We start from the raw sequence: 13,825 nt of genomic DNA, 5'->3' as shown, positions 1-13,825 counted from the left end.
TCTAAGATGAAAGAAGAAATAAAAGTCGAAGAGGACTTTACTATTGTCTGTTTTCAGAATGACAGTTCAGAACCTTTTTTTACGCGCTGTCAATTAAACAGTGCTCTAATACAGTTTCATTTTGTACTGAAGGGTAATGCCAAATTTTCGTCCAATGATGTTAATTATGATTTGGAATTGAATGAAGAAAAATCATTGCTGTTGTACAATGCACAATGGGATTTACCACTTCATTTAGAGCTTTCTCCAAATTCGTGGGTCATTTCTGTTATTGTTTCGATTAACAAATTTCATGCGCTGTTTTCTGTTGACACTAGTTTAATTACTTTTTTAAGTCCTGACAATAAAGTTAATAATTATTACAAAAAAGCAAATATCAGTCCGTCAATGGCAATTGTTTTAAGTCAGCTTTTTCATTATAACCTTCATCCCGGGTCAATGGACAGCATGAGCCAATTATCAGTGAGGGATTGTTTTATCGGGTACAGGATGTTCTTGATAGTAAAGCACGGACATATAGGCCGAAAATTAAGACTATTGAGAATTTTCCTTTGAGAGGTTTTTTTCTTTGTCCAAAGTGCGGTCAGAAGTTAACAGGTAGTAAATGCAAAGGAAGGAGCAAATTTTATTACTATTATCACTGTGATATTAATTGTAAGTGGAGAATTAACTCAGAGGTAGCTAATAAAATATTTAAAGAACATTTAAATAAATTTAAACCTCTACCAGAAGTCAAGAAACTATATACGGCAGTTCTGCTTGAAGGATATCGAGAACATACCGGGGTAATTGCCAGTGAAAAAAAGAAATCCCTTGAGCAGATTACAGTTTATGAAAAGAAATTATCAGTGGCCAGAAATTTATTAGTTACCGAGAAAATAGATGCTGAAGATTACAATCTGATGAAAGTTGAGTACAATGCAATTATCAATAAACTAGAAAAGGACATTGGGAATGTCGAGGACAACACTGCTAATATAGAGCATTTAACGAACACTGGATTGGAAAACCTTTTAAAACTCGGGGACGCCTTTGATAATGGCACTTTAGCTGATTCTCGGGAGATGATTGGTTTAATTTTTCCCGAAAATTTCACATTTCAAGAAAGTAAAATAAAAACCGCTCGAGTCAATGAAATGGTTAACTGTATCTATTTGGTAAACAATAGATTACGGGCAAAAAAAAACGGAACAAAAGATGATATTTTTCTTTTGTCCCGAGTAGTGACCCCAAAGATACAAATTTCAAACCATTTTCTCCAAGATTTGAAGAAATTGGCATACTTTTAATAATATTTTGCAAGATAATTTTTAAAAATATGTTTTGAAACGGTTTAATGTTACATAGGGGTAAAATGTTAAAACGGCCTATTTTTTAATAAACTTCAATTTTTGTAAGAGCATTAATGAATGAATTTTTAAGTAGAAGCAATTTATGATTTAGGAATTTGATTCAATATTTAAAATTAGATAAATATATTTTGATTATTAGCATCATAATTTAGTCTCATAATTGTGAACATTTTTTGGCTATATCAGGTTAACCCTAACAAATAACTATAAAGATTCATAATTCTTCAAATTAACTGTTATAAACACGTATATATACTTGCTTCGTAATTCTAGTAATTCAATATTTTTGAAAAAAAAATATTTTTCTTACGGATATCCGTAAGAAATTCAAAAGTTAAAGAGTAATATTTGTAAAGAACTCATAGAAATTAATTGATGCCTGTATTTGTATTTAAGATTTAGATATAAAACCCAAAATAATATTTTTAGTACTAAAAATTTAAGAAGACAACTTTGAAAATAAAACTTGTAGAACTACAAAATTTCCGCAAACTTAATTCTGTTAGAATTGATTTTGATAGTGAAACGACTCTTTTTGTTGGTGCTAATAATAGCGGTAAAACTTCAGCTATGGTTGCATTAAGATTCTTTTTAATCTCACCTATGCATCTTTCAATGAGAGATGTTACAATAGGAAATTGGGAAAAGATTAATAAAGTAGGTCATGCATGGGAAAAGAATCACCTTTCAACTTCCAACATTACTGAGTTTTTACCTAAGCTCGACGTCTGGCTTGATGTGCCTATTAACGAAATTTACCATGTCATTCATATTGTTCCTACAATTGACTGGAGCGGTGGATTGCTTGGCGTACGTCTTCAATATGAGGTTCAAGATATAGAAAAGTTAAAAATAGAATATTTAAGTGAGAGGAAATCAGCCGAAGCATTGAGAATTGCACTTTTGGCTAAAGATAAAGACAGTACTCCTAAAGTTTGGCCTTTAGATTTAACTGACTTTCTTCAAAATAAATCTTCTAAACACCTTGTGTTGAATGCATACAATCTGGATTCTAAGCTTTTACAATTAAATCTAGAAGATGGTGTTGCTGAACCTCAAGCGCTTTCGAAAAATGCAATTGTTTTAGAAAACAAGCCTTTTAGAAATATTATAAAAATAGATGAAATTAGTGCTCATAGTGATTTTGCTAATGATAAAAGAAGTTTTGGTCAAATAGACGAGCAAAAAGAACCAAGTTATCAACAAAGCAAAAAACCGCTATCAGAACAACTTCGCTCATATTATGACCGTCATCTTGATCCTATGAAAAAGATGATTTCGGACCAAGACCTAGATGCATTAAATGCAATACAAAAAGCAGAAAAAACCTTTGACGAAAGATTGAAAGATGCTTTCTCTTTTGCATTTCAAGACCTAGAAGACTTAGGATATCCCGGGGTCAACAATCCTAAAATAAATATCAATACACTTCTAAGAGCAACTGATGGACTTAAACATGGTTCAGCAGTCGAATATGAAGTGGCAGATCCTAGTGGAGATGGATCTAATCCTTTATTATTACCTGAAAGCTATTCTGGATTAGGATATCAAAGATTGATCTCAATGGTATTTATGTTAATGAGTTTTCGAGACGGTTGGATGAAAAAGTATAAATCACAAGCTGATGTTGGAAGTCCATCGGAAGATTTTATAGAGCCCTTGCATCTTGTTCTTGTTGAAGAGCCAGAAGCCCATTTACATGCTCAGGTTCAGCAGGTCTTTATAAAAAACGCTTACAGCTTACTTAGGAAACATCCTCTACTAGGCAAGGGCAATACTCTATCTACGCAATTAATTGTTAGCACGCATTCTAGTCACATTACTCATGAAGCAGATTTTGCAAATTTACGGTACTTCCGCAGACGTCAAGCCCAATCTAAAGATGTTACAGCAACTACAACAGTTGCAAATCTTTCATCTGTGTTTGGAAATGAAAATGAAACAACAAAGTTTGTTAAGAGATATTTAAAAGCAACTCACTGCGATTTGTTTTTTGCTGACGCTGCAATTTTTGTGGAAGGACAAGCTGAAAGAATCTTGGTTCCGCATTTTATTAGACATCATTTTAGTAATCTTTCTAAGAGGTTTATAACGTTGCTTGATCTTGGTGGTAGTCATGCACATAGTTTTAAGAAATTAGTAGAAGAGCTTGGAATAACAACACTTATAATTGCAGATTTGGATGCGGTCGTTCCAACTAAAATAACTCAAAAAAATGGAACAAAAAGTACTAGAAACAAATCTGTAAAACCACAGAAAGGCAAAGGACAGAAAACTTCCAATCCTGTTTTAAAGACTTGGCATCCAAAATTAGAAAATATAGATCTTTTACTTGCTTTACCATCAACTAAACATATTACACCTATAAGTGATGGATGTGATCTTTTCGTCGCGTACCAAAAGGAAGTGAAGGTTAATAAAGATACTTTTATTCCCAGAACTTTTGAAGATGCCTTGATTTTTGAAAACCAAGTATCCCTCGCTTCAATAGATGGTTCATCGACTACTAAAAAGGTGAAAGAGATAATTTCAGACGGGCTAACAGGTGAAGATCTTGCCGATGCAATATATGATCTTTTAAAGGATGCTGAAAAGGCCGCTTTCGCACTTGATTGCGTTTTGACGCAAGAGCCAACAAAAATAAAACCTCCTACCTATGTTAAAAATGGTCTTACCTGGCTGGAAGACACTTTAGATGGTAAAAATACTAAACAAGTAACCATAAAGAAATGACATTAAATCCCTTAACTCTAGCACCAGCAGATACAGATAATTCTGTAGATATTGAAATTGCTACCTATCTGAATCCTTCTGTGCCACAAAGCTTTTTTTTATATGCTGGAGCTGGTTCAGGTAAAACACGTTCATTAAAAAATGCCTTGCTTGAAATAAGAGATAAACATGGAGAATTTCTTAGAAGAACATCAAAAAAAGTAGCTGTGATTACCTATACAAAAGCAGCTCGGAATGAAATTATCTCGCGGGTAGAAGAAAATGCACTATTTCATATCTCCACAATTCATAGTTTTTGTTGGTCACAAATAAGTTCATTTCATTCTGATATCCAAAAATATTTACTCACAAGTTTACCTTTAAAAATTCTGGATTTAGAAGATAAACAAATAAAAGGTAGGGCAGGTACAAAAGCAGCATATGAAAGAGAGAAAAGCCTAGTAAATACATATCAGAGACTTGAATATTTAAAAACACCAAGAGAATTTAACTATAATCCAAATGGAGACAATTTTGGACAGTCTTCATTAACGCACAATGAAGTTATTGAAATAACTGCTTACTTTATAAGTAATAAACCTTCAATGCAGGTATTGTTAGTTAATAAGTTCCCCTTTTTATTAATAGATGAAAGTCAAGACACCAATAAACATTTAATTGATGCTTTTTTTAAGTTAGAATCTGCACATACTGGAAATTTCTCTCTTGGTCTAGTAGGTGACACAATGCAAAGAATCTATCTTGATGGAAAAATTAAACTGGGGGATATTATCCCGGACCATTGGAAAAAGCCAAAGAAATTCATGAATCACCGTTGTCCTCATCGTGTAATACAGCTAGGAAATGCTTTAAGATTAGATGGAGAAGAACAAATGGGAAGAGATGATGGTGAAGAAGGATTTGTTAGACTTTTTATTTTACCGTCTGACACTGCAAACAAGCAACAAAAAGAATTCGAAGCTGCTAAAATGATGGCCAAAATTACTTTAGATGATAAATGGCTTACACCAAAAGAATTTGTAAAATCTCTTACATTAGAGCATCACATGGCTGCTGTTAGAATGGGTTTTTTTGCCCTATTTTCCACTCTGGATAAATCTACAAGCCTGTCAACTGGTCTTAGAAGTGGGGAACTTGCAGGATTAAGATTATTTTCACAACGTGTAAAGCCATTATTTGATGCTGTTAAAAGAGAAGATGATATTGCTGTTATGGCATTGCTGAGGAATTATTCACCACTATTGAATAAATATATACTTAAAACTAGCGAAGCTTCTATAAATCCCCTTAAAAAAGTAAGGAAAGCAGTTAACGACTTACTGAAATTTGACAACAATAGCAAGGTTACATTTTTTGATATACTGCAATGTGTAGCAAAGCATAATTTATTTGAGATTCCAAATAGTTTGCAATCGTTTGTAAACGACTCCCAACTAAAACCTACCACTTTTGTTCATGATGATGAGGAAGATGAAGAACAAAAGACATCAAGTTTAGAAGCGTGGGGAAATTTTTTACAAACTGAATTCAATCAGATAGGTCCTTATTCAGATTATGTAACGAGTGTAGGTTCTTTTGATACTCATCAAGGAGTAAAAGGATTGGAATTTGAAAGAGTAATGGTTGTGATTGATGATTCTGCGGCACGAGGGTTTACATTTAATTATGAAAAATTGCTGGGCGTACAAGATCTTACGCCAAATGATCTGGAAAAGATGGAGAATGAAGAAAGTAATGTAGATCACACCCGAAGGTTATTATATGTAACTTGCACCAGAGCTGAAAAAAGTTTAGCATTAATAGCTTACACTAGTGATCAAAATAAATTAGAAAATGCGGTAATTAACAAAGGCTGGTTTCTCAAAAATGAGATAATTAAAATATAGAAATAAACTTTTAAAATCTCTGGAAGATAAAAAGTATTTTAAAGCCAATGACTGGCGATAATTTAAAGATGGTCAGCCAAGACTTTCAAATTGAGTAAGATGTAAGCTGAACTAAAATTTTAATTCTTTCTACTTTTTAATTATGGTAAATACCATGTTTTATTTTAAAATTCAAGGTATCTTTATCCACATCATCTAAAAAATCCTCTTTAGTATTCGTCAGTGGATTATACCAATCTAATTTCTTTGATGCCCAATTAAGCCATTCCTCTGTTTGAGATGATTTGTCTGGCTGAGTGTTTATAAAATCAAAATACTCTTTTAAGACATTATAATTTTTCCACCGGTGCGCATTGTTATAGAACTGTTTGAATTTATTTAATTCACTCTCCTTTTCAAGTTGTTTTGTGAGTTCTATTTTTTCTAATTCTTTTCTTTTTGCTTCTTCAAGTTTTCTGCGCTCTCTCATTTCATGCATTGCCAAAAAATCACTTTCAATTTTGATAAGAATTTTTGCAATTTGATCCTCAATTAGTTTTTTTTTAGAATCGACAAATTCATAAGTTCCAAATCGTCCCACTTTTACCGCAAGTTTTCCGTTAGGAATAAGCTCTCTGGTTTTCCATCCGAAATCACTATCTACTTGCACAGAATTACAGATTTCTCTAATAGAAATTTGCATTTCGTTCTCTTCATCCGCAATGATAGTTAACCCATCTTCTTTTAAAACAATTTTATAGTTTAACGTGCGAAAGTTTTTTATAAGATTATCGAGTATTCTTAAAGATCTCGAAATGTTTTTTGGAGCAACAATAATTTTTGGCATTCCTCTGCCTGTCTGTACAGCCCCTTTAATGCGACTGTAGTCATCTAGTTTTATCTCTTTTAAGTAGTTCTGAGTATTAATTATTATAATATCGGGTTTGCTTATTCTATCTGCAACTTTCAATACAAGATTCTTATTGTTTTTTATATTTTTAGAAATCAGATCAATTTTCGGATCTTGTTGATAATAGCTTGACTTTGATTGATCAATATTAATTTTAATTTGCTCTTCTTTATTTCTATTTGGCAACTTAATGACAGTAGTCATTTTTCCATATTGAATTTTCTGCCAGTGCCCCATTAAGGGTGTAGGTATGTTGTGCTTTTTACATATTTTCCTTAGCCCGTTATCCGATAAATTGAATTCTTTGGCTAAAACAACCATTGGAGTTGACCATACTTTTTCATACAGTTCCAGTCTTGTTAATATTAAAACATTCATGCAATAAGTTTATATATTAGAATTAGTAATCTGAAGATATGATGATTTAATGGAGTAAATAATAAAACTACAAATTATATATTTACTGCAATCATAGCGATGCGAAATTCGTATCATTTTTTTTTAATTTACTCTATAAAGTGGAGAAAAATTAATAAAGCGGATGGTAAATAAAAAATAGATTAGAAGTTAAGATTCTTATTCATATATTTTAATATGTTGTATGCTATTAGTTCAAGAATAACGCCTCTCACTACAACAATTGCATATGCGAAATTAGCCTCTGGAGGATATACTTGACAGCAGGGTGTAAATATAATATAAGCAGAAGAAATAAACTGAAGGAGCCTATTAAGAAATTTAAGGGCAGGTGCCCTGAGAATCTTTCATTAAAAAATAATGGCGCTATAGGGCGCCATCATCTGCAAAGGAGTAATAAATTTCAGGGGTAATAATAAGTGAATCTATAAGAGTGATATCAAGTAATTTTCCCGCTTCGCGTACTTTTCGGGTCATTTGTTTATCGGCTTCTGATGCTTTGACCTGCCCTGAAGGATGGTTATGTACCATCATAAGACAGGTGGCATTGGCTTTTAAGGCAGCCGAGAAAATCAGCCTTAGATCTACCATTGTACCAGTAATTCCTCCGGAAGAAACTTCGTAAATTCCCAGAACCTTATAGGCCTGATTCATCAGTATGATTTTGAACTGTTCGAAAAATTCGATTTTATCGGGATCCCAGGATGCCACTGCGATCTTATAGGCATCGCGTGAGGATTTAATCTGTGGTCTGTCTGAAGTTTTGACTTTGGTTTTGTAGATCAGTTCAATTTCAGATACCATCTGCCAGTTGCTGTTTTGATTTAAATTTTCCATGATTTCCAATATTTAAGGATTAATACAGCGCTTATGCCGGGCAGAGAGAAGCGAGCGCAAAAAGCAACGCAATAAAGCAGGATGGAATCCTGCATTTATGGGGGAATTTTTTGAAAGCGAACCGCCGGCTGTGCCCGAACTTTGTGATGGAATTAAGCGATAAAGAAAGAAGTGCATTTTGAAAAGGATGCCGGAATTTGTATTTTCAGTACTGATAATTTAAATCAGAAGGTTATGGAAAAAACAATATTGCTGCACTGTCTGAGTGTGGAAGAATTGAAAGAATTGATTCAGGAAGCGGTGCGAAAAGAACTGTCAGAAAGGACAAATCCAAAAGTACCGGAAGATCCTGAACTGTTGTTGACCCGTCAGGAAACGGCAGAGCTGCTGAGGATCAGCCTGACAAGTTTATGGAAATGGACTGATAAAGGAAAACTAAAAAGCTACGGACTAGGAAACAGGCGGTACTATAAGAGAAGCGAAGTGCTCGAATCCCTGACCGCCTTCTAATCTTTTTAAATTTCTTAAAATCCTATAATACTCTGTCAAAGATTCAGATGTCTGCAGCGCGCCAAATCAGGGACAACGCATTTATTACGCTGTCCCTGTAGGGCTGTTAATTCGAAAGTATGCCGTTTCCTTTCTGAGCAAAGGCGGTGCAGAGGTTAAAGGCATTCTGTGAACGCTGTTGCGCATTCCCGCCCAAAAGGATGGACTTGCATTTAGCCTCATCGTCTTTGTAAATGCGGACATTCTGGAAATAACCAGTTACGGCATTATAGGCGCCAAAGAGGGTGCCTTCGGTGGTAGGCATAAGCTGGGTTTCATCACTCATGGCATACGAAAAGGCATTTTCGACAATGTTGGAAAAGCAGGACGAAAGGCCGTCAAGCTCGTCATTTTTCAAATTCTGCAATACTTCCGCAGAGGGTGCCAGCGCCATGGAAATGAGTTTTTTTACTTCATTATCACTAATACGCACTGTTGACCATTTATTAAAGACCTGCTCTAACTGACTCGACATATTATCAGTGATTCCCATTACTTTATGTGCCTGCTCCAGTCTGGTCTTGGCATTGGAAGTATGGCGGATTCGTACCGTATTATTCTGGGTTTTAAGCGCTGCATTAAGCGTATTGGCACAAACGATTCTAACAGGTGTAAAGGCGGCTGTAATGGAACCGCTCCCGTCGTGCGAGGTGGTTAAAAAGAGATATTTTTCGATTAGGTCGTCTTTTCCCACACGGATATAGTCGGGCAGTTTGGCGGTGATAAAAATACGCTCGCCTTTTCCAAGTGCGCCTGCGGTTTCATAGAGAATGCCGTTTCCCCCGACAATGCTGTCAAAAAATGAAAAAGCATCTTTATTTTGTACAATGTGGTAATCTTTTCCCACCACCCCAAGCACGTCATGGTTATCGGTGCGCACTGTGGCGCAGTACTCAGGAATCCAAAAACGCCCATCCTCAGAGGTTTCTGTGTACAATGGTTTTTTTACAACCTCATAGTCCAGCCCTGCATGCACAATTGCCTCACTGCTGGTAGGATACTCAGAAACCAGCTGACCCAGATTATGCCAAGGTTTTTGGTTTACGGAAAAGAAAGAGTGTTTTTGTGTAATCTCGTTAAAATGAATTTGATGTGACATGATATGTAAAGTTTTAAGTTAATAATTGATTAGAAAGGAAGATCGTCGGGATCTTCATCAGAAGAGTTTTGCGAGGGAACTGCAGATGGAATATTTTCAGACTCCTTTTTTGCAAAAGCTAAAATTTTCAGGTGGTTGACATGAAAGGTCAGAGACCCCAGCGGGTTGCCTTCATGCGAGAGATAAACGCTCAGGCCAATACGGCCAAATAGGGATACGAGGCATCCTTTTTTAAGATAGGGAAGCAAAGCGGGGCTGAGCCAGTAATCACAGTTGATGTAAGTAACCACATGTTTGATTTCTGATGCGCCTTTGGGTTTGTAGGCATCATTGATGGCAATGCTAAAATTGATGACCTGTTTGTCTTTGCCGATTTTGGCAAGGATTGCATCTTTGGTAATGCGTCCTGTAATTTCCATAGTACTGTTTTTTAGGGTTGATACTGTTTCTTTTTCAGATCCGCCAGCGAAAACTGTTTTCAAAAGAAAAAACGGAAAAAAAGAAAGCAAGAAACCAGCAGTACTGTTTAATGGAGTGCTATAAGTCCCGAAGGGCGGGCAAGGGGAGCGCAGCCCGTTATGCGCATGGAGTAAAACGGTGCTGCTATCTTAGCTGCCCTTTTAGTCCGTTTCGATTGAAAATGATTATTATCGCATACTTAAGAAATATTACAATAAAAATTCTGATGAAAAACAGGTATTTATACCTGTGATAGTTCTTGATAGTAAGACTAAATTTAGCAAGAAATTAAATACCAATTTTACAACTTGTAAGAATGATAAAGCTTGTAGTTTATTTGTATTATCCTTTTAACCTATAAATGCACTATGTCAAAAAAATCAAATAATAGAAAAAATAGGATTTTAATTGCCTTTGCTCTGTTGCTGGTAAGTTTAGCGCCGATTCATGCTCAGGTTAAGGAAACTGTAGTTACTTATGATATAGATAAGCGTGAATTTGAAAGTGAATTACCTTTCGATGAAGTTTTTAAAATAAAGTTTAAATCTAATAAGGTTATATCGGGGATACACGTACGTTATAAGATCGATCTACCAGATACTATTGATGAAAAATTTATCAAAAAGTATTATTTTCAATTCCCAGATAAAAATGATCCTAATGCCTATATTACCAAGGAAGACCTGAATCTTTCCGTGCAAAATTTTTCAATATCTGCAATAGGTCCACTTCATCCCAATGTACCTTATAAATTTGAATTTTTTATTTATGAAAAAATTAATGTGAGTGAGAATGCTGCAAACGCACTTAAGGCAGATATAAAAAAGACAATAAACTGGTTGTATCTTGAGAACGAAGTTTTACCTGTGCCTGATACAATTGTGAAACGTTTCTCTACTGTATTGCAAAAACATGTTAAAGTGCTCTACAACGACAGTGGACGTATTGTAGGACCTCAAGATCTTTTTAAGAGCGATCTAAGGGATTATGCGAAAGGCTTAACCAAAGCAAACTCAGAGATTACTGGTGAGACTGATAATTATACATCAGCGTCAAGGCAAATTCTTCCTTTATTTTTGGGGAACCCGTTTTGCTATTATTTGAAAAAAATGGATGCAAAGGATATCAGCAATGCAAGTTTATTGGATGATCCCATGAATCTTTTGATCAAAGGTTTTAGTGATGTTACATTAAATCAGATGACCGTGTTCTACAGACGGAACTGCAATCAAGGTTTTAATTATTCTTCAGAGATAATTAAGGGTAATGTAAAATTTATTACTAATCTTGGGCTGGAGCGTCTTGACAAAGATAATATATATCAAAATGCGGAATCGCTGGAATTATTAAAGGCATCTATTGACGTAATGAGTAGCCTCAGGACAAAAAAGAATAATAAACCTTATTTTGATTCAAGTATTGATTCTCGTATTACTACGTTACTTGGACAAATGATTGAGTATTCTCAAAATATTACAAAAAATAAAAAAATAATTTCGACACTTAATGCGGAGATACCTGATGTACTAGCCAATAAATATTCACAAACCAAATGGCTTACACATTACGATGCAGTTCCTGATGTGGAATCTAAGGCAACTCCCTTTATTAACCTGGACTTAGGTTTTCTTTATGCGAGTGAATTAAATGATGCATTCGCCCTGCAGACGGTAAATTTTCACGTAAAACCGGTCAACAGGAATGCAATTTTTTCCAAATTAAAAGGCTGGGATAAGTTTCTTAAGCAAGCATGTCTTCAGATTGGTCTTGCTCAAAGATTAGGACCAAGTGATGATTCTTATGATACATTTTTAACTGGAGATTTAGGTACGCCTTACGTTGGTTTAGGATTTAGGGTCAACAGGATTGTAAGACTAAGCGGTGGGGTGATTCTTTACCAACAAAAAAATGACAATCCAATAATAACAGATAAAATAACCAAAGGTTCTTTTGCATTTACCATCACCATAAACTCGGCCTTATCATCTGCGCTGGGATATGTGGGGGGGCTCTTTGCAGGAGCTAATTAAATAAAGTTACTATGCCAACAGTAGTATTACAAAAACCTACGATCCAAAACCAATTTCCTCTTTTGAATATAAAGTTTGGTATAAAAAATGGGAGGTTGATCAGTGAACAATGCACGATTAGTGTGAAAGTTAATTTTCTGCATGGTGATGAAATGGATTGTGGATTAACGGTTGGGATTGCCAAATCCCAAAACAATTATTTTAAGATAGAACCTAATACTCCGGATTCCAATATGTTTGAAATATACAGACATTATGGTAAAATAGGCAATGGTATGATTGATACGTTTACTTTCTATCTGGTACCTCAACAGTCCCTTGATGCTATTAAGGCTTGGGCATCACCAGTTATTTTAGTTGCGACTGCCCATGATTGTTCTAATTCTAATATTAAAAGAGAACAAAGAATTTATTTGAACGTTATTTAAATTGTATGTTATGAATATCTATAAGCAATTTTCGACAGGATATTTTGTGGTGATTCTATTTTTAGCTTCTATGTTTTGTATTTCATGTGATGAGGAACATACTAAGATTTCAAATGATTCTATAATTGTTCTTGATGTGTTTGACCAAAATAATAAGCAGATAAGTGAACTGGCTGGTGATGGTGAAACATTATTAAAATTGCAGGCCAGAATTGCTCCTGAAGCGGATGATAAATACAGAAAAGTAATTTTCAAGATTTCCAAGGGACAATTTATGTCCACTGCCTCTGGCACTCAATTTGAGAAAATTGTTGATAATAATGGTATTGCGGAGGTTTACGTCAAAGTACCGCTTGATAGTGGGCCATTGTATTTATCAGCTGAAATCGGAAGTGATTCGGATAAGTATATATCTGAAAAGCAGATTAAACTTATTGATCCCGGGCAGATCATTAAGTTAGAAATTCTGGATCAAAATTCCACTCCCATAAGTGGTGAAATTAAAGCAGATGCAACTACGATACTTACATTAAAAGCTACTGTAGATCTTAATGCAGATGCTATAGGCTCAATTAAATTTTCAGCTTCTGGGGGTACTTTTTTAGGTGTTAATAACGAGAGTAATACTGTAGTGATTAAAAATAAAGTTGCAATCATCCAATACAAGGTTTCTAAAAGTGTGGGAGAGTTGTATCTACAAGCTTCGGCATCGACAAAGAGCAACATATTTTTAAATAAAACAATGCTGTTATCAAGGGCTTTTGCAGACCATTTAATTTTAGAACCAAATACTTTGTCAATTGATTCAGCTGATGATCAGGTTCAGGTAAAAACATATCTGACCAGAGATATCGGGAAGGTGAGTACTGGCACTGCAGTTTATTATAAGGCATTTCAAGCAGATGCAAATGGTATTGAATTCGAGGTTGGGAGGTTTACAGGTCTTGCTGAGGCCACAACAAATGATAACGGTCAAATTACATCTGTAAGTTTTGTTTCAGATACCGGAGACGTCGATTTTAATAAATCGATTATTATTAGAGTATCGACAAAAAATGACAAAAATGAGATGATATCTCAAAGTGTTACTCTAAATAAAAAATAAGACCTTATGTAATTATAGCGTTCAATGTTTATTTTCGTATT

Annotated in this window: 12 protein-coding genes; 8 read left to right on the top strand and 4 right to left on the bottom strand. The window is 34.7% G+C overall.

What is annotated here, in order from left to right:
* Positions 1–6 precede the first annotated feature (6 nt).
* From ASC72_RS13665 to ASC72_RS13650, 4 genes are all read left to right on the top strand, one after another.
* Positions 7–555, top strand: coding sequence for a hypothetical protein (locus ASC72_RS13665; protein WP_198528499.1), 549 nt, complete (start codon positions 7–9; stop codon positions 553–555).
* The gene (locus ASC72_RS13660) at positions 552–1,289 is read left to right on the top strand and encodes a zinc ribbon domain-containing protein (protein WP_241775701.1); all 738 of its coding nucleotides are present in this window, start codon (positions 552–554) and stop codon (positions 1,287–1,289) included. The genes ASC72_RS13665 and ASC72_RS13660 overlap by 4 nt, the downstream gene beginning before the upstream one ends.
* Before the next feature lie 516 nt (positions 1,290–1,805).
* Positions 1,806–4,085: an AAA family ATPase gene (locus tag ASC72_RS13655; RefSeq protein WP_056191591.1), complete on the top strand. Its 2,280-nt coding sequence runs from the start codon at positions 1,806–1,808 to the stop codon at positions 4,083–4,085.
* Entirely contained in the window at positions 4,082–5,971 is a 1,890-nt protein-coding gene (locus ASC72_RS13650; RefSeq protein WP_056191590.1) for a UvrD-helicase domain-containing protein, read from the top strand. Before ASC72_RS13655 ends, ASC72_RS13650 begins: the two co-directional genes overlap by 4 nt.
* Before the next feature lie 136 nt (positions 5,972–6,107).
* Here the strand turns inward: ASC72_RS13650 and ASC72_RS13645 are convergent, their stop codons facing one another.
* On the bottom strand, positions 6,108–7,238 hold the full coding sequence (locus tag ASC72_RS13645; protein WP_056191589.1) for a hypothetical protein: 1,131 nt from the start codon (positions 7,236–7,238) through the stop codon (positions 6,108–6,110).
* A 405-nt stretch (positions 7,239–7,643) separates the two neighbouring features.
* Positions 7,644–8,114 carry a JAB domain-containing protein gene (locus ASC72_RS13640; RefSeq protein ID WP_056191973.1) on the bottom strand — a complete coding sequence of 157 codons (471 nt, stop codon included), beginning with the start codon at positions 8,112–8,114 and terminating at the stop codon, positions 7,644–7,646.
* 234 nt (positions 8,115–8,348) lie between these two features.
* On the opposite strand from ASC72_RS13640, the gene ASC72_RS13635 reads away from it, so the two are divergent.
* Entirely contained in the window at positions 8,349–8,624 is a 276-nt protein-coding gene (locus tag ASC72_RS13635; protein ID WP_056191968.1) for a helix-turn-helix domain-containing protein, read from the top strand.
* 106 nt (positions 8,625–8,730) lie between these two features.
* Here ASC72_RS13635 and ASC72_RS13630 read toward each other — a convergent pair whose 3' ends face one another.
* Entirely contained in the window at positions 8,731–9,762 is a 1,032-nt protein-coding gene (locus ASC72_RS13630; RefSeq protein ID WP_056191588.1) for a DUF932 domain-containing protein, read from the bottom strand.
* Positions 9,763–9,791: 29 nt separating this feature from the next.
* Positions 9,792–10,181, bottom strand: coding sequence for a single-stranded DNA-binding protein (locus tag ASC72_RS13625; RefSeq protein ID WP_056191966.1), 390 nt, complete (start codon positions 10,179–10,181; stop codon positions 9,792–9,794).
* Positions 10,182–10,589: 408 nt separating this feature from the next.
* Between ASC72_RS13625 and ASC72_RS13620 the strand changes: the two genes are divergently transcribed.
* Genes ASC72_RS13620 through ASC72_RS13610 form a run of 3 tightly spaced genes read left to right on the top strand, consistent with a single transcriptional unit; the run spans position 10,590 to position 13,784 of the window.
* Complete coding sequence (locus ASC72_RS13620; RefSeq protein ID WP_056191586.1) at positions 10,590–12,251, top strand: hypothetical protein; 1,662 nt, start codon at positions 10,590–10,592, stop codon at positions 12,249–12,251.
* 11 nt (positions 12,252–12,262) lie between these two features.
* On the top strand, positions 12,263–12,679 hold the full coding sequence (locus ASC72_RS13615) for a hypothetical protein (protein WP_056191583.1): 417 nt from the start codon (positions 12,263–12,265) through the stop codon (positions 12,677–12,679).
* Positions 12,680–12,689: 10 nt separating this feature from the next.
* On the top strand, positions 12,690–13,784 hold the full coding sequence (locus ASC72_RS13610) for a hypothetical protein (RefSeq protein ID WP_056191581.1): 1,095 nt from the start codon (positions 12,690–12,692) through the stop codon (positions 13,782–13,784).
* Positions 13,785–13,825: the final 41 nt, after the last annotated feature.

This window comes from Flavobacterium sp. Root420, assembly GCF_001427905.1.
Classification (GTDB): domain Bacteria; phylum Bacteroidota; class Bacteroidia; order Flavobacteriales; family Flavobacteriaceae; genus Flavobacterium.
The sequence above is the reverse complement of the archived record's forward strand: the minus strand, read 5'-3'. Positions and strand labels throughout refer to the sequence as shown.